Origin of the sequence: Xanthomonas chitinilytica (assembly GCF_026107455.2) — a bacterium.
GTDB lineage: Bacteria > Pseudomonadota > Gammaproteobacteria > Xanthomonadales > Xanthomonadaceae > Stenotrophomonas > Stenotrophomonas chitinilytica.
Genome location: NZ_JAPCHY010000005.1, coordinates 154,655 through 172,483, shown reverse-complemented (window position 1 = coordinate 172,483; position 17,829 = coordinate 154,655). Strand labels below are relative to the sequence as shown.

The 17,829-nt window shown below is 69.4% G+C and carries 17 protein-coding genes and 1 tRNA gene; 10 read left to right on the top strand and 8 right to left on the bottom strand.

All coding sequences use genetic code 11. The features are described from left to right. The first annotated feature begins 315 nt into the window (after positions 1 to 315). Genes OK345_RS08355 through OK345_RS08310 form a run of 10 tightly spaced genes read left to right on the top strand, consistent with a single transcriptional unit; the run spans position 316 to position 9,321 of the window. The gene (locus OK345_RS08355; protein ID WP_265127472.1) at positions 316 to 1,365 is read left to right on the top strand and encodes a FecCD family ABC transporter permease; all 1,050 of its coding nucleotides are present in this window, start codon (positions 316 to 318) and stop codon (positions 1,363 to 1,365) included. After that, on the top strand, positions 1,356 to 2,120 hold the full coding sequence (locus OK345_RS08350; protein ID WP_265127471.1) for an ABC transporter ATP-binding protein: 765 nt from the start codon (positions 1,356 to 1,358) through the stop codon (positions 2,118 to 2,120). The genes OK345_RS08355 and OK345_RS08350 overlap by 10 nt, the downstream gene beginning before the upstream one ends. A 14-nt stretch (positions 2,121 to 2,134) precedes the next feature. Continuing rightward, entirely contained in the window at positions 2,135 to 3,157 is a 1,023-nt protein-coding gene (locus OK345_RS08345) for an ABC transporter substrate-binding protein (protein WP_265127470.1), read from the top strand. Positions 3,158 to 3,182: 25 nt separating this feature from the next. Further along, entirely contained in the window at positions 3,183 to 4,211 is a 1,029-nt protein-coding gene (locus OK345_RS08340) for a hypothetical protein (RefSeq protein ID WP_265127469.1), read from the top strand. A 39-nt stretch (positions 4,212 to 4,250) separates the two neighbouring features. Continuing rightward, positions 4,251 to 5,111: a DUF364 domain-containing protein gene (locus OK345_RS08335; protein ID WP_265127468.1), complete on the top strand. Its 861-nt coding sequence runs from the start codon at positions 4,251 to 4,253 to the stop codon at positions 5,109 to 5,111. Further along, positions 5,111 to 5,671, top strand: coding sequence for a DUF2478 domain-containing protein (locus tag OK345_RS08330; protein ID WP_265127467.1), 561 nt, complete (start codon positions 5,111 to 5,113; stop codon positions 5,669 to 5,671). Before OK345_RS08335 ends, OK345_RS08330 begins: the two co-directional genes overlap by 1 nt. After that, a complete protein-coding gene (locus tag OK345_RS08325; RefSeq protein ID WP_265127466.1) occupies positions 5,668 to 6,720 on the top strand; it encodes an iron ABC transporter substrate-binding protein in 1,053 nt (350 codons plus the stop codon). The genes OK345_RS08330 and OK345_RS08325 overlap by 4 nt, the downstream gene beginning before the upstream one ends. Further along, positions 6,717 to 7,736 carry a FecCD family ABC transporter permease gene (locus OK345_RS08320; RefSeq protein ID WP_265127465.1) on the top strand — a complete coding sequence of 340 codons (1,020 nt, stop codon included), beginning with the start codon at positions 6,717 to 6,719 and terminating at the stop codon, positions 7,734 to 7,736. Before OK345_RS08325 ends, OK345_RS08320 begins: the two co-directional genes overlap by 4 nt. Further along, positions 7,733 to 8,524, top strand: coding sequence for an ABC transporter ATP-binding protein (locus tag OK345_RS08315; RefSeq protein ID WP_265127464.1), 792 nt, complete (start codon positions 7,733 to 7,735; stop codon positions 8,522 to 8,524). The genes OK345_RS08320 and OK345_RS08315 overlap by 4 nt, the downstream gene beginning before the upstream one ends. Further along, the gene (locus OK345_RS08310; RefSeq protein ID WP_265127463.1) at positions 8,521 to 9,321 is read left to right on the top strand and encodes a class I SAM-dependent methyltransferase; all 801 of its coding nucleotides are present in this window, start codon (positions 8,521 to 8,523) and stop codon (positions 9,319 to 9,321) included. Before OK345_RS08315 ends, OK345_RS08310 begins: the two co-directional genes overlap by 4 nt. 75 nt (positions 9,322 to 9,396) lie before the next feature. Here the strand turns inward: OK345_RS08310 and OK345_RS08305 are convergent, their stop codons facing one another. The 8 genes from OK345_RS08305 to ispH form a co-directional block, all read right to left on the bottom strand. Beyond that, on the bottom strand, positions 9,397 to 10,605 hold the full coding sequence (locus OK345_RS08305; RefSeq protein WP_265127462.1) for a TonB-dependent receptor domain-containing protein: 1,209 nt from the start codon (positions 10,603 to 10,605) through the stop codon (positions 9,397 to 9,399). Positions 10,606 to 10,665: 60 nt separating this feature from the next. Further along, the gene (locus OK345_RS08300) at positions 10,666 to 11,838 is read right to left on the bottom strand and encodes a TonB-dependent receptor plug domain-containing protein (protein ID WP_265127461.1); all 1,173 of its coding nucleotides are present in this window, start codon (positions 11,836 to 11,838) and stop codon (positions 10,666 to 10,668) included. A 582-nt stretch (positions 11,839 to 12,420) separates the two neighbouring features. Then, the gene (cyoD, locus tag OK345_RS08295) at positions 12,421 to 12,762 is read right to left on the bottom strand and encodes a cytochrome o ubiquinol oxidase subunit IV (protein ID WP_265127460.1); all 342 of its coding nucleotides are present in this window, start codon (positions 12,760 to 12,762) and stop codon (positions 12,421 to 12,423) included. Next, complete coding sequence (gene cyoC, locus OK345_RS08290) at positions 12,762 to 13,397, bottom strand: cytochrome o ubiquinol oxidase subunit III (protein ID WP_265127459.1); 636 nt, start codon at positions 13,395 to 13,397, stop codon at positions 12,762 to 12,764. The genes cyoD and cyoC overlap by 1 nt, the downstream gene beginning before the upstream one ends. Next, complete coding sequence (gene cyoB, locus OK345_RS08285; protein WP_265127458.1) at positions 13,394 to 15,391, bottom strand: cytochrome o ubiquinol oxidase subunit I; 1,998 nt, start codon at positions 15,389 to 15,391, stop codon at positions 13,394 to 13,396. Before cyoB ends, cyoC begins: the two co-directional genes overlap by 4 nt. A 2-nt stretch (positions 15,392 to 15,393) precedes the next feature. Continuing rightward, on the bottom strand, positions 15,394 to 16,461 hold the full coding sequence (gene cyoA, locus OK345_RS08280) for a ubiquinol oxidase subunit II (RefSeq protein ID WP_265127457.1): 1,068 nt from the start codon (positions 16,459 to 16,461) through the stop codon (positions 15,394 to 15,396). A 293-nt stretch (positions 16,462 to 16,754) separates the two neighbouring features. Continuing rightward, positions 16,755 to 16,830 (bottom strand) — tRNA-Thr (locus OK345_RS08275). Positions 16,831 to 16,865: 35 nt separating this feature from the next. Next, positions 16,866 to 17,816 (bottom strand): 4-hydroxy-3-methylbut-2-enyl diphosphate reductase, encoded by a 951-nt coding sequence (gene ispH / locus OK345_RS08270; protein ID WP_265127456.1) that lies wholly within the window; start codon positions 17,814 to 17,816, stop codon positions 16,866 to 16,868. Between the last annotated feature and the right edge of the window lie 13 nt (positions 17,817 to 17,829).

The window sequence follows — 17,829 nt, the reverse complement described above, 5'->3', positions numbered from 1 at the left end:
GCCGGCATCGTCGGCGCGCTCGCCGCCTCGCTTGACCCAGGTCAAAGCCGATGCAACCGCCCCGCTATAAAGTCGACACCATTCCGGTGCGCCCCCCACCGCTTCCCGGATGGAAGGCCGCGCACGATCCGTTCCCGGGGATCGTGGCAACGCCGGCCCAAGCGCCCCCGGGCAGATCCGAAAGGCCAAGGACATCTCCACGACCATGCGCGCCCCTTCGCAACCGCTGACGGCAGCTCCGGCCGCAATGCCGCCGGGCACGAGCTTGCGCCCGAGGCGGTCGCAACGGGCCGGACACGCGGCGGGCGCCGCGCCATGAACGCCGCACAGGGCGGCCTGCACCTGTTCCCCGGCGAGCGACGCGCCCGCGCTTCGATCGTCCTGCTGGGTGCGATGGCCGCTTGCGCGGCGGTCGCCTCGATGGGGCTGGGCCATTACCCGCTGTCCCCGGCACAGGTCCTGGAGGTGTTGTGGTCGGCGCTGCTCGAGCGGCCCTCCTCGCAGCCGGCGATGGTCGAGAACGTGGTGCTGTCGGTGCGGCTGCCGCGGGTGCTGGCGGCGATGCTGGTCGGCGCCAACCTCGCCGCGGCAGGTGCCGCGTACCAGACCCTGTTCCGCAATCCGCTGGCCTCGCCCGGCATCCTCGGCGTCACCTCGGGCGCAGGATTCGGCGCGGCGCTGGCGATGCTGCTCGGCGGCGGTGCGCTGGCCGTGCAGGGCCTGGCCTTCGCCGGCGGCGTGCTGGCGGTGGCCGCGGCGATCTTCGTCGCCGGCCACCTGGGCCGGCATTCGACGCTGGTGCTGGTACTGGCCGGACTGGTGGTCTCCGCACTGTTCCAGGCCATGACCTCGGCGCTGAAGTACCTGGCCGACCCGCTCGACACGCTGCCGGCCATCGTGTTCTGGCTGCTCGGCAGCCTCGGTCGCGTCACCCTGCCCGACCTGGCATTCGCCGTGCCGTTCTCGCTGCTCGGCAGCGTGCTGCTGTTCCTGCTGCGCTGGCCCACGCAGGTGATGGAAGCCGGCGACGACGAAGCCGCGACCCTCGGCGTGCCGGTGCGCCGCCTGCGCCTGCTGCTGATCGCCGCCGCCACCTTGATGACCGCCGCGGCGGTGAGCCTGTCCGGCGTCATCGGCTGGATCGGCCTGCTGGTTCCGCACCTGGCGCGGATGCTGGTCGGTCCGGGTTATGCCCGGCTGCTTCCGGCCTCCGCACTGCTCGGCGCGGTGTTCCTGCTGCTGGTGGACGACCTGTGCCGCGGCGCGTTCGCCGCCGAACTGCCGCTGGGCATCGTCACCGCGCTGCTGGGAGCGCCGTTGTTCGTGGCGCTGCTGGCCCGGTCGAGGAAACGGCAATGGTCCTGAGCGTGGAAAGCCTGGTGTACCGCCATGCCGCCGGACAGGCGCCGGTCCTCGACGGCATCGACCTGGAACTGGAGGCAGGCCGGATCCTGTGCCTGCTCGGCCCCAACGGCACCGGCAAGACCACGCTGCTGCGCTGCCTGATCGGCGCCTTGCGCCCGGAAAGCGGCCGCGTGCGCATCGATGGCGCCCCTCCTCTCGCGACCCGCGCCGGTGCGCTCCAGCTCGCCTACGTCCCGCAGGCGGCCGGCGACAGCGGGCTGAGCCTGCTGGACATCGCCTTGATGGGACGCACCCCGCACCTGCGCCCGCTGGCCATGCCCGGCACGCGCGACCGCCGCATCGCCTGGGAGGCACTGGAACGCGTGGGCATCGCCCATCTCGCCGGGCGAGCATTCAACCGGGTCAGCGGCGGCGAACGGCAGCTGGCGTTGATCGCGCGCGCGCTGGCCCAGCAGGCACGGCTGTTCCTGATGGACGAACCCACCGCCAGCCTGGACCTGGGCAACCAGACGCGGGTGCTGGGCGTGTTGCGCGGGCTTGCCGGCGACGGCCTGTCGCTGCTGGTCACCAGCCACCAGCCCGACCACGCGCTGCTGCTGGATGCAGGCGTGGTCACCCTGCACGGTGGCCGGGTACATGCCAGCGGACGTGCCGCCGAGGTGCTCCAGGGCCCTGCACTTTCGGCGCTGTACGGCACGCCCATCGACGTGCTGTCGCGGCACGGCATACCGGTCGCCTGCGTTCCCCGCCTGTGAAGCGGACCCTGCCCATGCGATGGCGCTGCCTGCTGCTCCTGCTGCTGTCCCTCGCCGCCCCGGCCTGGGCGACGCCGACGCGGGTGGTGCACGACATGGCCGGCGATCCGGTGCGGGTGCCGCAACGCATCGAGCGGGTGGTCACCCTCGGCGCGACGCCGGTACTCAACAGCCTGGTGTTCGCGGTGGGCCGCGGCGAGCACATCGTCAACGGCCTGCCCGGATTCGCACGCCAGCCGCGCTGGGGGTACCAGTACCGGTTCGCGCCGCACCTGATCGGGCGGCCTTCGCTGTCCAACGTCGGCCGCACTCCCAACCTGGAAGCGCTGCTCGGCGCCGCCCCGGACCTGGTCCTGACCATGGACCGCAGCTCCGCGCAGAGCCTGCGCAGGCTCGGGCTGCCGGCCTTCCAGCTGTCGTGGTCGCAACCGGACGAGGTCAAGACCGCGATCACGCTGCTGGGCGGACTGCTGGACAACCCCGCCGCCGCCGAGCGCTATGTGGCGCGCTTCGACGCCCTGGTCGGCGAGGTCGAGACGGCACTGCACGCGCAGCCGCTGCCCCGCCCGCGCGTGCTCTATTTCAACCCGAAGACGCTGAGCCGGCCGCACCTGATCGCCGAGTGGTGGATCCGCACCGGCGGCGGCGACAGCGTGACCGCCGACCGCGGCGCGCATGCCGGCGCCTTCGGCCTGGAACAGCTGTTGGCCTGGGACCCGGACATCCTGATCGTCTCCGGGTCGGAAGAACTCGAAAGCGTGCATCGCGACCGGCGTTTCGCCCGCCTGCGCGCGGTGCGCACGGGCCGCGTGCTGGTTGCGCCCTGCGGTGCCCACAGCTGGGGGAACCGCACCGCCGAGCAGCCGCTGATGGCGCTGTGGGCCGCGCACCAGTTCCATCCGCAGGCGGTGCGCCACATCGACCTGGTCGAGCGCACCCGGGATTTCTACCGCGACCTTTTCGGCGTCGCGCTGTCGCGCGCCCAGGCAGGAGAAATCCTGGCCGGCGGCCCGCAGGCGGCGCCACTCCTGCCATGAACCCACCCGAACCGGAGCAACGGCCATGAACCTCCTGCAAGCCAGCAGCACGCCCCTCTCCCTCGCCAGCGCGGTGCCGCCGCCGGAAACGGCCGCGGTCGCCCGCGTCATCGACGGCTACAAGCACTTCCAGGTGCTGCGCGCCGGTTTCCGCAGCGGCGTGTTCGACTGGCTGCGGGACCATGGCCCGGCCGAGCGCGCGGCCATCGCCGAAGCCACCGGCCTGCGCGGCGCGCACCTGGGGGCCTTCCTGCAATCGCTGCAGGACCTGGGGCTGCTGGAACGCGATGGCCTGGCCTATCGCTTGCCGGCGGCGCTGGCCGACGTGCTGTGCGCCGATGGCGACTGGTACCAGGGCGGCGTGCTCGACGACCTGCTGGACCCGGCCTGCGGCTGGTCGGACCTGCACCGCTTCATGGGCCCGGACTGGCGCCAGGCTCCAACCCGCTTCTCCACGCTGGCACGCGCGCCGTTCCTGGGCGAAGCACGCCGGCTCGCCGAGCGCCTGGAAACGTCGCAGGCGCTGTCGCAGGCACGCACGATGCTCTGCTTCGATGGCAGCAACGGCCTGCTTGCCGCCGCCCTCGGCCAGCGCTTCGCGCATATCGACATCACCGTCGCCGTCGCCCCGGAAGCCGTTGCCGACACCACCGCCACCCTGCGCGCGCTGCTGCCCACCGCAGCGGCGCGGGTGGTGGCCGGCACCCCGCTGACACCGCCGGAGGGGCAGCACTTCGACCATGTCGTCGTGTTCCACAGCCAGTACCCGGTGCGCAGATCCACCGATGCCGCGCTGGAGCAGCTTGCATCCGCACTGAATCCGGGCGCAGGACTCTGCCTGGCGCACTGGTTCTGCCTGGAAGCCTGCGAGACCGCGCCCGGCGGCCTGCGCGATCTCGACAAGGCGGTGCTGACCGACAGCCACCCGCTATGCGGCATCGAGCGTTTCAACCAGCGCCTGCAGCAGGCCGGATTGGCCGGCGCCGAACGCCACGACCTTCCCGGCGAGCTCGGCAACACCAAGCTGCATTTCGCCTACAAGCCCGCCGCCTGAAAACGGCCCGTCCCTCCCGCGCCAGACAGGAACCGCACGATGAACGCCCGACCGCGTCCCCGCCCCGACACCACCCTGCTGCAGGAACTGCACGCCGAAGTACTGCAACGGCTGGGCCCCGAAGCCGAGTCGCTGCAACTGGAACGCGCGGTGCTCGGCATCTTCTTCACCGGCGCCAAGCTCTCCAACGGCGCCGGCGGCGTATGCGCGACCCCGGTCAAGAGCGTGCCCGAGGCGGTGTGCTGCCCCAGCTCGGCACGGGCGATGCCGGTACCGGGCAAGATCCGCGGCCGCCGTGCGGTACAGCTGCTCGACGACCTCTACCGTCCGCAGGACCTGCGCCGCGCGCTGGCCATCGCCACCCTCAACGCGCTGGTCGAAACGCTGTGGCTGCGCGACGGGCCGCCCGCATCGGCGCTGCCGGACGACGGCGATGCCTTCGATGCGCTGGAGATCGACCCGCAGCACCGGGTGGCGCTGATCGGCGCGTTCCCCCCGTACATGCGCACGCTGCGCAAGCGCGGCCAGCCGTTCAACGTGCTGGAACTGGACCCCGGCACGCTCAAGCCCGAGGAGCTGCCCTATTACCTGCCGGCGGAGCGCGCGCCGCAGGTGATTCCCCGCGCCGACGTGTTCATCACCACCGGCACCACCCTGATCAACGGCAGCCTGGACGAGCTGCTGCGGCTGCTCAAACCCGGCGCGCAGGCCGCGGTGATCGGTCCGACCGCGACGCTGGTCGCCGGCCCCTACGCGCGCCGCGGCGTTACCGTGGTCGGCGGTACCCGCGTGCGCGCCATCGACGAGTTGCTGGAGTTGCTGGCCGAGGGAGGTTCGGGTTACCACTTCTTCGGCAAGACGGTACAACGCGTGACCCTGCGGCTGCGGAGCGATCCCTGATGACTTCATCCCATCCGACCGGCGACATGAGCATGCCCCCGGCGCCCATCGCGGCCATCGTCCACGACGCTCCTGGCGGCGCCGACGCGGTGCTGGCCGATTTCGCCCTGCGCCTGCGCCAGGCCGGCTGGCGGGTGCGCGGGCTGGTGCAGCTGCCGCGCGACAACCGGCTCGAAGGCAAGCGGATGACGCTGGTGGACCTGGACGATGACGGGCGGCATTTCCGCATCTCGCAGGACCTCGGCTCCGGCGCGCGCGGCTGTTGCCTGGACCCGGCCGGCGTCAGCGCCGCCAGCGGGGTGTTGCGGCAGGTGCTGGCCGAAGGCGCGGACCTGGCCGTCGCCAACCGCTTCGGCACGCTGGAAGCCAGCGGCCAGGGACTGGCCGACGAGATGCTGTCGTTGATGGCCGCCGGGATTCCCCTGCTGACCGTGGTCAACGACCGCTACCTGCAGGAGTGGCGCGCCTTCACCGGCCACGCCGGCGTCGAGCTGGAACCGCGCAGCGAAGCACTGCAGGCATGGTTCGACGGCCTCGGCCTGCAACGGAGCGCGGCATGAAGCGTCGCGACCTGCTGCGCGCGTTCGCGCTGGCGCCGCTGCTGGCACCGGGCCTGGCGCCGGCATGGGCGGCAGCCGAACGCCGCGGCGGCCTCGTTTCCACGTTCGGCAAGCCACCGGCCACGGTGGCGCGCGTGTTCGCCGCCGGTCCGCCGGCGGCGGTGCTGGCCTACGTGCTGGCGCCGGCGAAACTGCTCGGCTGGCCGATGGCCATGAGCCCGCCGGCGCGCGCGCTGCTGGCCCCGGCACAGCGTGGGCTGCCGCAACTTGGGCGGCTGTCCGGGCGCGGCAGCACGGTCTCCACCGAAACCCTGCTGACGTTGCGCCCGGACCTGATCCTGGACGCCGGCACGGTCAACGCCACCTACCTGTCCGCGGCCGAGCGGGTCTGGCAGCAGACCGGCCTGCCCTACGTGCTGGTCGATGGCCGGCTCGCCGAGCACCCAGCGCAACTGCGCGAGGGCGGCCGCCTGCTCGGCGTGCCCGAACGCGGCGAACGGCTGGCGCGCCATGCCGAACAGGTGGTCGCGCTGGCCCAGGCACTGCTGGCCGCGGTGCCGCCGCAGGCGCGGCCGAAGGTCTATTACGGCCGTGGCCCGGATGGGCTGGAAACCGGCCTGCAGGGCTCGATCAACACGGAGGTGATCGAGTTCGCCGGCGGCCGCAACGTCGCCGCGCAGGCCGGCAAGGGCGGCCTGACCCGGGTGTCGATGGAACAGCTGCTGTCCTGGAACCCGGACGTGGTCCTGACCCAGGACCCCGCCTTCGCCGCCCGCGTCGCGGACGACCCGTTGTGGCGCTCGATCGCGGCGGTGCGCAACCGGCGCGTGCACCTGGCGCCGAGCCTGCCGTTCGGCTGGCTCGATGGCCCGCCCGGGGTCAACCGCCTGATCGGCGTGCCCTGGCTGCTGTCCAAGCTGTATCCCGGCCACCACCCGGCGCTGGCGCCGGCACGGGTGAACGCCGCGGCCATCGAATTCCACCGGCTGTTCTATGCCGGCACGCTCACCCCGGCCGGTCTGGAAAAGCTGCTGGCAGGAACCGCATGAGGCGGCTTTCGCGGCGCCCGTTGCTGGGCTGGGGGGTGGCGCTGGCCTCGTTGCTGGTGGTGCTGGCCTGGGCCTTCAGCGCCGGCAAGTATCCGGTGACGCCCGACGAGCTGCTGCGGTTGCTCGGCGCACGCCTGTCCGGCGGCGAATCGGGGCTGCCCGAACCGGTGGAAACCGTGGTCTGGAACATCCGCCTGCCGCGCATCGCCGCCGCAGTGCTGGTCGGCGCGGTACTCGCCGCCGCCGGTGCCGCCTACCAGAGCATGTTCCGCAATCCGCTGGTCTCCCCGGACATCCTCGGCGTGTCGTCCGGCGCCGGCCTGGGCGCGGCGGCGGCGATCTTCCTCGGCCTGCCGCTGGCGCTGGTACAGGGGCTGGCGTTCGTCGGCGGACTGGCGGCGGTGGGCGCGGTGTACCTGGTCTCGGGCATGGTCCGCCGGCACGATCCGGTACTGGTGCTGGTGCTGGCCGGGGTGACCGTGGGCGCCCTGCTGGGGGCCGGCATTTCCCTGCTGAAGATACTGGCCGATCCCTACACCCAGCTGCCTTCCATCACCTTCTGGCTGCTCGGCGGCCTCAACGCGGTGGTCGCCAGCGAACTGCTCGCCACGCTCCCGGCGATGCTGCTGGGATTGCTGCCGCTGGTGCTGCTGCGCTGGCGGATCAACCTGCTCAGCCTCAGCGACGAGGAAGCCGCCGCACTGGGCGTCAACGTCACCCGGCTGCGCCTGGTGCTGATCGCCGCGGCCACCCTGGGCACCGCCGCGGCGGTGTCGCTGGCCGGCATCATCGGCTGGGTGGGGCTGGTGGTGCCGCACATCGCGCGGCTGCTGGTGGGGCCGGAATTCTCCCGGCTGCTGCCGGCCTCGCTGCTGCTGGGCGCCGGCTTCCTGGTCGCCACCGACAGCCTGGCGCGCACCGTCGCGCCGATGGAGCTGCCGCTGGGCATCCTCACGGCGCTGGTCGGCGCACCGTTCTTCCTGTTCCTGCTGGCCCGCAGCGGGAAGCGCGCATGAACGCCGGCGGGCCGGTCATCCAGACCCGTGCGCTGTGCGTGGGCTACGGCCGCCGGCAGGTGGGCGCGGACATCTCCATCGACATCGCGCGCGGCCAGGTGCTGTGCCTGCTCGGCCCCAACGGCAGCGGCAAGACCACCCTGTTCAAGACCCTGCTCGGCCTGCTGCCGCCGCTGTCCGGGCAGGTACTGATGCTCGGCCAGCCGGTGGCCGGCTGGTCGCGCAACGCCTTCGCCCGCCACGTCGGCTACGTGCCGCAGGCGCACGAGGGCATGTTCCCGTTCACCGTGGAGGAGGTCGTGCTGATGGGCCGCGCCGCACGCGTGGGCCGGTTCGCCGCGCCGTCCGGGCACGACCGGCGGATGGCGGCGCAGTGCCTGGAAACGCTGGGCATCGCCCATCTGGCGCAGCGCATCTACACCGCGATCAGCGGCGGCGAACGGCAGCTGGTGCTGCTGGCGCGCGCGCTGGCGCAGGAGCCGGCCCTGCTGGTGATGGACGAGCCCACCGCCAGCCTGGACTTCGGCAACCAGATCCGGGTGCTGGAACACATCGCGCGGCTGCGCCGCCAGGGCATCGCGGTGCTGATGTCCACCCACCAGCCCGAGCACGCGCTGCGCATCGCCGACCGCATCGCGCTGCTCGCCTCCGGACGCATCGCCGCGTTCGGCGCTCCGGACGCCACCGCCACGCCGCGCAACCTGGCCGCGCTGTACGGCGTCTCCGAACAGGCCGTGGCCGCCAGCCTGCCGGCCCATCGATCTTTCCCCCGGGAACCCCGCGCATGACCATCGCCGCCATCGATTTCGGCCGCCTGTACCGCGACCATCTGGCCGCCGCCGGCCGTCAACCCAAACCCGCCAGCGCCTGGGACGCGCGCGTGCACGAGCTGGACCGCAAATCGCCGCGGAGCGGCTATGCCGACGGCTTCATCGCCCGCATGGACCTGTCCGGCTGCGATACCCTGCTCGATGTCGGCTGCGGCCCCGGCGCCATCTGCCTGCCGCTGGCCCCGCGCCTGCGGCAGGTCCACGCGCTGGACTACAGCCGCGCCATGCTCGACGCCCTGCAGGCCAGCGCCGCCAGCCGCGGCCTCGACAATGTGCGCACGCTGCACATGGCGTGGGAGGACGACTGGGCGCCGGTGCCGGAATGCGACGTCGTGGTGGCTTCGCGCTCGACCCAGGTCGAAGACATGGCCGCCGCGCTGGCCAAGCTGCACGCCAAGGCACGCAGGCGCGTCTACCTGACCCATCGCATCGGCGGGCACGCCGTCGCCGAAGAGATCGTCCAGGCGCTCGGCCGGCACCCGCTGCCGCCGCCGGACTACATCTACATCCTCAACATCCTGCACGGCATGGGCATCCACGCGCGCGTGGACCATCTGCGCAGCGATGCGCCCCCGGTCCGCGTCGACGGGGGTTTCGACGGGCTGCTGCGGCGTACCGAATGGGCGCTGGGTGCGCTCGACGAGGGCGAACGCGTCCGCCTGCGGGACTGGTACGGCAATGCCGACGACGAGCTGCGGCATGCCCGCCCACCACGGCACTGGGCCTTCATTTCCTGGGAAAAGGCGGCCGGCTGAGTCGCCGCCTTCCGCTTCCGCCTGCACCGGCAAGGGCGACGACCCGACCATGGCCGGGTCGTCGCCCTCCCACCGTCAGAAGCGGTAGCCCAGCGACACCCACAGGTTGCGGCGCTGGTCCTTGACCAGGTAATTGTCGAAACAGGAGTACCCATCCTGCGTCGGCAGCAGCTCGCACGTCCTCGCGAGGTAGTCCTTGTCGAGCAGGTTGTTGATGCGGGCGTTGAAGGTCAGGTGGTCGCCGAGCCTCCAGTTGGCGCCCAGGTGCAGCAGGGTGTGGTCGCTGTAGTACAGGTGCTGGCCGGTCGCCGCGCTGACGCCGCGGTAGCGGTCGTAACGGCCTTCCGCCACCAGCGAGAGGTTGAGCCTTTCGGCGACCGCCCAGTCCAGCGTCACGTTGGCCATGTGCTTGGCCGGCGTCGATGTCGAGGAGGTGACCAGTCCGCTGATCGGCTGCCCCGCCGCGTCGCCGCTCTTGTTCTCCGAGCGGGTGAAGGTGTAGTTGCCGCGCAGCGACCAGGCATCGGAAATATCCCAGGCGGCCGCCAGTTCGACGCCGCGCGACTCCGCGCGGTCGACGTTGACGTCCTGGTTGAAGACCAGGTGGCCGACGTCCGCCCAGCCTTCGCCGATCTCCACGCAGCGTTCGCCGGGTTCGGCGATCTCGCAGTTGCGGATGGTCTCCGCGGTGGCGATCTTGTCCTTGAAGCGGTTGAGGAACACGGTGGCGTTGAAGTTGAAGCCGCGCCCGTTGTCGTAGTACGCGGCAAGCTCGTAGTTGGTGCTGGTCTCCGGCTGCAGCTCCGGGTTGCCCACCACCGGGGTGTCGCCCTGCCCCCAGAAACCGTTGATGCCTTCGAACAGCTGGTTCGGCTTGGGCGTCTTGTAGCCGGTGCTGATCCCGCCCTTGAAGGTCCAGTTGTCGCTGGCGTCCCAGACCAGGTAGCCGCGCGGGCTGACGTGGGTTCCGAACACGTTGTGGTGGTCGTAGCGCACCCCATAGGTGAAGGTCAGGCCGTTTCCGAAATCCCAGTTGTCCTCGGCGAACAGCGCCCACTGCTTGTGCGGCTGGCGGGTGCCGGCCACGAATCCGTCGCCGTACATGCCGAACACGCTGTCTTCCATTTCCGCATCCTGGTACTGCAGCCCGGTGGTGACCCGGTGGTCGCCGAAGCCCATTTCGAGCATCGTGTCGAACACCCACTGGCGGATCTCCAGGGTGCGCAACGGACGCGGCAGGAACGCATCCAGCCGGGCGCGCTGTTCGGCCGTGAGCCGGTCCACGTTGGCGTTGTTGCAGTACGCGGCATCGCCTGCGGCCGCGCACGCCGCGTTCCACAGGTCCTAGAGCACGAGCCGCTCGTCGACCATCATCGGCATCGTGCGCCCGAGGTTGCGGTTTTCGCTGCGCATCAGGTTGGTGGTGCTGGTGCCGATGCCCCAGCGGCCGACATGGGTCAAGGCGAACTGCTCGCGCTCGTAGCGCTGCAGCGGCCCGTAGCCGCCGCGCGGCATCACCACCCGTCGGGCGATCGTATCGGGATTGTCGGGCCCGGTGGGACGGGAAGGGTCGTGGGCGGGGTTGGGAATGACGCCGTTGCCGGTACGCCACAGGCTGGCAATGGTGTCCTGGGTTCCCGAGTTGTCGAACTTCTGCTTCGAGGTGTCGAAGTCGAGCAGGAAATCGTGATCGTCGTTCGGCGTGAACGCGAACCGCAGGCCGGCATTCCAGTTGGTCGCCGCGGCGCTGGAACGCCCTTCGCTGATCCTGCTGTCCCATGCGCTGCCCTCGGGATTCGGTGGCGAAGGCAGCGGCAAGGAAGGGTAATCGCGGCTGGCCGCATCGCGGTCGTAACCGCCCAGGCGGATCGCCAGGCCCAGCCTGTCCTTGACCAGCGGACCATCCAGGTAGACCTCCGCCTTGTCGTTGTCGCCGAAGCGGTCCTCCTGCTGGAAGGTGTGCGACAGGGTCACCGACCCGCCCCACTGGCCCGACACCTTGCGGGTGATGATGTTGATCACCCCTCCCATGGCATCGGAGCCATAGAGCGTGGACATCGGGCCGCGCACCACCTCGACCCGCTCGATCGCGTCCACCGGCGGGATGAAGCCCGACTGGCCGCTGCCGTAATAGTTGGGATAGATGTCGCCGATGTTGCTTTGCCGCCGGCCATCGACGAGCACCAGCGTGTAGTCCGCCGGCATGCCGCGCATGCTGACGTAGCCCATGCCGTTCTTGTCGTTGCTGCCCTCCATGTCCACGTCCACGCCCTCGATGTCGCGCAGGATGTCGGTCAGGCTGGCGTAGGGCCGCTGCCTGATCTCCTCGCGGGTGACGATGGTGATGCTGGCGGGCGCCTCGGTAAGCTTCTGCTCGAAGCCGGAAGCGGTGACCACCACCGTATCCAGGGTGGTGGGATCTTCGTTCGCGCTGGCCAGCGCGGATGTGGCGGCCAGGGAAAGACACAGCGCCCGGAACAGGCGGCTGCGGCGCAGGGAACGGCTGGGAAGTGGCATGGCTGTGGCTCGCTTTTTTCGGTGGGAGGAAGGCGCAGGCACCCGTTCCCGCGCGCCAGGGCCCGCCGGTCGGGAAGCCATCAGGGGGAGAAGCCGGGAACGGCGGGAATGCCGCCCCGGGCGGCTAAGGCGGCGGTGCCGGTCCGGAATGCCGCAGCAGCAGGCGTTCCGCCGATCCCGTTCCGCGACGGCCGCCGGCGACACCGCGGCGGACGGCGGCAATTGCCGGCGCACGCCGCGACAGGGAGCGCGGCAACGCGGCGGACGTGGTCCTGCCCGGTACCCGCAAACCGTGCCCGCCGCGGAATAAACACGGGTACATAGCGAGGTGCGGCAAGCGGGGGGCGGAGCTGGATTCCGTTGGATTGCGCATCGCGGGTACCGCGACGGAGCGGGAGGGACGACCGGCGGCGGCGCGGGACCTCCCCGCCGCGTGCCGCGGGCGCAGCGGCCCGCAGAGCAAGGCTAGCGGGCGCCGGGAAGGCGGGCCCTGACGTGGGTCAAGCCGACGCCGGTCTTCCCGATCGCGCAAAAGCAAAGGCCGCCTTGCGGCGGCCTTTGCGGAACGGCGTGCGACGCTGCTCAGCGCATCATGTGGTAGTTCATGTTCCACATGACCCACAGCGTGCCGGCGACGATGATGCCGATCACCACCACAGTGAACAGGCCGGCGTTGACGTTCCAGCGCTGGGCCGAGGAACGGTCCAGGTGCAGGAAGAACACCAGGTGCACCAGCAGCTGCAGGATGCCGGCGACCAGGATCACCATGCCGGTGGCGAAGGCCGAGGACAGGCCGCCGCTCATCACCACCCAGAACGGGATGATGGTGAGGATCGCCGCCAGCACGAAGCCGGTCAGGTAGGACTTGACGCTGCCGTGGCTCTCGCCGCCGGCGCCCTGGGCGTGATTGTCATGTGCGGACATCAGATGGCTCCCGACAGGTAGACGACAGAGAACACGCCGATCCAGACCAGGTCCAGGAAGTGCCAGAACAGGCTCAGGCACGCCATGCGGGTCTTGTTGGTCTGGGTCAGGCCGTTCTGCTTGAGCTGGATGAACATCACCAGCAGCCACAGCAGGCCGGCGGTCACGTGCAGGCCGTGGGTGCCGACCAGGGCGAAGAACGCCGACAGGAAGGCGCTGTGGTCCGGACCGTGGCCCTGGTGGATCAGGTGGTTGAACTCCCAGATCTCCATGGCCATGAAGCCGGCGCCGAGCAGCCAGGTGAGCGCCAGCCAGGCGAACATCTGCCCGACCTTGTTGTGGTGCATGGCGATCATGCCCAGGCCGAAGGTCAGCGAGGACACCAGCAGCAGCGCGGTTTCCCACGCCACGAACGACAGGTCGAACAGGTCCTTGCCGGCCGGGCCGCCGTTGGTGCCGCCGGACAGCACCACGAAGGTCACGAACAGGGTGGCGAAGATGAGCAGATCGCTCATCAGGTACACCCAGAAACCGAAGACGGTGTTCTCGCCGGTGTCGTGGTGCTCGTGGTCGTCATGGGCCGCCGCATGCGCGGCGTGCCCGTGGTTCAGGGTGTGGGAGATATTGCTGCTCATGCCTTCAGCTCCGTCTTCACCAGCCCCTGGGCTTCCAGGTGGCGGCGATGCTCGTTTTCGATGCGCTCGACCTCGGCCGCCGGCACGTAGTAGTCCACGTCCTTGTCGAAGCTGCGGTAGATGAACGTACCGATCATGCCGACCAGGCCGACGATGGCCAGCCACCAGATGTGCCAGATCATCGCGAAGCCGAACACCAGGCTGAAGGCGCCGATCACCACGCCGGTGCCGGTGTTGCGCGGCATGTGGATGTCGCTGTACTGCGCCGGCTTCGGCCAGGCCTCACCGCGCTGCTTGCGCTCCCAGAAGTCGTCCAGTTCCTGGCCCTTGGGCAGGGTGGCGAAGTTGTAGAACGCCGGCGGCGAGGAGGTTTCCCACTCCAGGGTGCGGGCATCCCACGGATCGCCGGTCAGGTCGGCGTTCTTCTTGCGGTCGCGGATCGACACGGCGATCTGGATGACCTGGCACAGGATGCCCAGGCCGATGATCGCCGCACCCGCCGCCGCCACGATGAAGAACGGCTGGTACTCCATGTTCGGGTAGCTCTGCATGCGCCGGGTGGCGCCCATGAAGCCGAGCGCGTACAGCGGCATGAAGGCCACGTAGAAGCCGATGAACCAGCACCAGAATGCGCGCTTGCCCCAGGTCTCGTCCAGCTTGAAGCCGAACATCTTCGGGAACCAGTAGGTGATGCCCGCCATCATGCCGAACACCACGCCACCGATGATGGTGTTGTGGAAGTGCGCGATCAGGAACAGCGAGTTGTGCATCACGAAGTCGATCGCCGGGATCGCCAGCATCACGCCGGTCATGCCGCCGATGGTGAAGGTGATCATGAAGCCGATCGTCCACAGCACCGGGCTGGTGAACTGCACGCGGCCGCGGAACATCGTGAACAGCCAGTTGAAGATCTTCACGCCGGTGGGGATCGAGATGATCATCGTCGTGATGCCGAAGAAGGCATTGACGTTGGCGCCCGAGCCCATGGTGAAGAAGTGGTGCAGCCACACGATGAACGACAGCACGCCGATGCAGGCGGTGGCGTAGACCATGCCCTTGTAGCCGAACAGGGTCTTGCGCGAGAAGGTGGCGATCACCTCGGAGAACACGCCGAACGCCGGCAGCACCAGGATGTAGACCTCGGGGTGGCCCCAGATCCAGATCAGGTTGACGTACAGCATGGCGTTGCCGCCGGCGTCGTTGGTGAAGAAGTGCATGCCCAGGTAGCGGTCCAGGGTCAGCAGCACCAGGGTGACGGTCAGCACCGGGAACGCGGCGATGATCAGCACGTTGGTGACCAGCGCGGTCCAGCTGAACACCGGCATCTTCATCAGCGGCATGCCGGGGGTACGCATCTTGAGGATGGTGATGAAGAAGTTGATGCCGCTCAGCGTGGTGCCCAGGCCGGCCACCTGCAACGCCCAGATGTAGTAGTCGACGCCTACCCCGGGGCTGTACTCGATGCCCGACAGCGGCGGGAACGCCAGCCAGCCGGTCTGCGCGAACTCGCCGACGCCCAGCGAGACCATCATCAGCGCGCAGCCGGCCACGAACAGCCAGAAGCTCAGCGAGTTGACGAACGGGAACGCCACGTCGCGCGCGCCGATCTGCAGCGGCACCACCAGGTTCATCAGGCCGGTGATCAGCGGCATCGCCACGAAGAAGATCATGATCACGCCGTGGGCGGTGAAGATCTGGTCGTAGTGGTGCGGCGGCAGGTAGCCCTCGGCGCCGCCGGCGGCGACGGCCTGCTGGGCGCGCATCATGATCGCGTCGGCGAAGCCGCGCAGCAGCATGACGAAGGCGACGATCAGGTACATCGCGCCGATCTTCTTGTGGTCCACCGAGGTGAACCACTCCTTCCACAGGTAGCCCCACAGCTTGAACTTGGTGATCAGGCCGAGGATGGCCACGCCGCCGATGCCGGCCGCGATCAGGGTGCTGATCACGATCGGGTCGTGCGGAATCGCCTCAAACGAGAGTTTTCCGAGCATTGTCATTCTCCCGAGACGCCGTGGCCCTGGTGGGCGGCGTGCTCGTCAGCGGTGTGTTCAGCATGCTGCGCGTGATCGGCCGCGCCGTCGTGCGCCGCGGCGTCGTGCCCGGCATGGTCTTCGCCGGCCCCGGCATGGCCTTCGTGGCCTTCGTGGCCTTCGGCGGCATCGTGCGACATGCCCGCGTGGTCGTGCTTCATGCCGAAGTGGTGGTTGTCGCCCATGTGCTTGGCGATCACCCAGTCGAACAGGCCGTCCTCGACCTGGCCGTAATAGGTCACCGGGTACCAGTCGTGGTTCTTCACCGCGCCCAGTTCGACGAACGCGGCCTTGTCCAGGCGCTGGCTGTCGCCACGCACCGTCTCCAGCCACTGCTGGTACTCGTCATCGCTCACGGCGTGGGCGGTGAAGTGCATGTGCGCAAAGCCGCTGCCGCTGTAGTTGGAGGAGCGGCCCGGGAAGGCGCCGGCCTCGTCGGCGATCAGGTGCAGCTTGGTCTCCATCGCCGCCATCGAGTAGATCATGCTGCCCAGGTGCGGGATGAAGAACGCGTTCATCACCGTATCGGAGGTGATCTTGAAGTTCAGCGGCGTATCGACCGGGAACTTGATTTCGTTGACCGTGGCGATCTTCTCTTCCGGATAGATGAACAGCCACTTCCAGTCCAGCGAGATCGCTTCGATGACCACCGGCTTCTTGTCCGACTCCAGCGGCCGGTACGGGTCCAGCGCATGCGAGGAGCGCCAGGTCAGCACCGCCAGCACCAGCACGATCATGCACGGGATCGACCACACCACCACTTCGATGGCGGTCGAGTGCGACCACGTCGGCTCGTAACGGGCCTTGGTGTTGGAAGCGCGGTACTTCCACGCGAACACCAGGGTCATCACGATCACCGGGATCACCACCAGCAGCATCAGCACCGTGCAGGTGATCAGCAGGGTGAGCTCGTCGCGGGCGATCTGGCCCTTGGGGTCAAACAGGGCCCAGTCGCAGCCCGTCATCAGGACGGCCATGGCAACAAGCAGCCCGGGACGCAGCATGCGTCCAAGCGATTTCAACGGAATCATCGGTCGATCCAATTGCGGGGGGGTGCCGAACCGGACCGCGCATCGTCCGGATGAACGGACGCTTCCACAGGGATTGCCCTCCGTGGAACAGGAAACGAGGCCATTGGTTCAGCCCCGTGATTTTAGGCTTCGCGCACCACTTTAGAAAGCCTTTGACAATGATCGGAGGCAGCAAAAGCGCCCTTTCCGCTGCGACATATTGCCGCACCCGGCCAGCGCCGGCGCGCGCGGCGGGACGCGGAAAACAAATGGGCCGGCCGGAAGCCCGGTCGGCCCATTGCTGGATCTGTCGCTGGTGCCGGAAACAGGAGTCGAACCTGCGACCTACGCATTACGAATGCGCCGCTCTACCAACTGAGCTATTCCGGCGTGGCCGCGAATTCTAGGGTTTGCACCGGACGCGGTCAATCGACCAGCCGCAGCCGCAGCTCCTTGGGCAGCGCGAACACCATCGATTCCGGCTCGCCGTCCAGCTCGGCCACGCCGTCGGCGCCCAGCTCGCGCAGCCGCGCGATCACCCCGTCCACCAGCACCTGCGGCGCCGAGGCGCCCGCAGTCAGGCCGATGCGGCGCTTGCCGGCCACCCAGCCCGGGTCGATCTCCTGCGCACCGTCGATCAGGTAGGACTCCACGCCCTCGCGCCGGGCCAGTTCGCTGAGCCGGTTGGAGTTGGAGCTGTTGGGCGAGCCGACCACCAGCACCAGGTCGCATTCGCGCGCCAGGTCGCGCACCGCGTCCTGGCGGTTCTGGGTGGCGTAGCAGATGTCGTCGTTCTTCGGCCCCTGAATGGCCGGGAAGCGCTGCTTCAGCGCCTCGATGACGCTGCGGGTGTCATCCACCGACAGCGTGGTCTGGGTGGTGTAGGCGAAGTTCTCCGGCTGGCCGACTTCCAGCTCGGCCACGTCCTCGACGCTTTCCACCAGGTAGATCCGGCCGCTGCCGCCTTCGCGGCTCCACTGCCCCATCGTGCCCTCGACTTCCGGATGGCCGGCGTGGCCGATCAGCACCACGTCGCGGCCGGCGCGGCAGTGCCGGGCCACCTCCAGGTGCACCTTGGTCACCAGCGGACAGGTGGCGTCGAACACCTTCAGCCCGCGCCGCTCGGCCTCCTGGCGCACGGCCTTGGAAACGCCATGGGCGCTGAAGATCACCGTGTTGCCGTCGGGCACCTCATCGAGTTCCTCGACGAAGATCGCGCCGCGGGCCTTGAGGTCGTCGACCACGAAGCGGTTGTGCACCACCTCGTGGCGCACGTAGATCGGCGCGCCCAGCGTCTCGATCGCGCGTTTGACGATCTCGATCGCGCGGTCGACGCCGGCGCAGAAGCCGCGTGGGTTGGCGAGCAGCACATCCATCGGTCAGAGACTC

Excerpts from the sequence above, each read along its gene's own strand:
- OK345_RS08355 (WP_265127472.1), top strand. The coding sequence starts at position 316 with ATGAACGCCGCACAGGGCGGCCTGCACCTGTTCCCCGGCGAGCGACGC.
- OK345_RS08350 (WP_265127471.1), top strand. The coding sequence starts at position 1,356 with ATGGTCCTGAGCGTGGAAAGCCTGGTGTACCGCCATGCCGCCGGACAG.
- OK345_RS08345 (WP_265127470.1), top strand. The coding sequence starts at position 2,135 with ATGCGATGGCGCTGCCTGCTGCTCCTGCTGCTGTCCCTCGCCGCCCCG.
- OK345_RS08340 (WP_265127469.1), top strand. The coding sequence starts at position 3,183 with ATGAACCTCCTGCAAGCCAGCAGCACGCCCCTCTCCCTCGCCAGCGCG.
- OK345_RS08335 (WP_265127468.1), top strand. The coding sequence starts at position 4,251 with ATGAACGCCCGACCGCGTCCCCGCCCCGACACCACCCTGCTGCAGGAA.
- OK345_RS08330 (WP_265127467.1), top strand. The coding sequence starts at position 5,111 with ATGACTTCATCCCATCCGACCGGCGACATGAGCATGCCCCCGGCGCCC.
- OK345_RS08325 (WP_265127466.1), top strand. The coding sequence starts at position 5,668 with ATGAAGCGTCGCGACCTGCTGCGCGCGTTCGCGCTGGCGCCGCTGCTG.
- OK345_RS08320 (WP_265127465.1), top strand. The coding sequence starts at position 6,717 with ATGAGGCGGCTTTCGCGGCGCCCGTTGCTGGGCTGGGGGGTGGCGCTG.
- OK345_RS08315 (WP_265127464.1), top strand. The coding sequence starts at position 7,733 with ATGAACGCCGGCGGGCCGGTCATCCAGACCCGTGCGCTGTGCGTGGGC.
- OK345_RS08310 (WP_265127463.1), top strand. The coding sequence starts at position 8,521 with ATGACCATCGCCGCCATCGATTTCGGCCGCCTGTACCGCGACCATCTG.
- OK345_RS08300 (WP_265127461.1), bottom strand. The coding sequence starts at position 11,838 with ATGCCACTTCCCAGCCGTTCCCTGCGCCGCAGCCGCCTGTTCCGGGCG.
- cyoD (WP_265127460.1), bottom strand. The coding sequence starts at position 12,762 with ATGTCCGCACATGACAATCACGCCCAGGGCGCCGGCGGCGAGAGCCAC.
- cyoC (WP_265127459.1), bottom strand. The coding sequence starts at position 13,397 with ATGAGCAGCAATATCTCCCACACCCTGAACCACGGGCACGCCGCGCAT.
- cyoB (WP_265127458.1), bottom strand. The coding sequence starts at position 15,391 with ATGCTCGGAAAACTCTCGTTTGAGGCGATTCCGCACGACCCGATCGTG.
- cyoA (WP_265127457.1), bottom strand. The coding sequence starts at position 16,461 with ATGATTCCGTTGAAATCGCTTGGACGCATGCTGCGTCCCGGGCTGCTT.
- ispH (WP_265127456.1), bottom strand. The coding sequence starts at position 17,816 with ATGGATGTGCTGCTCGCCAACCCACGCGGCTTCTGCGCCGGCGTCGAC.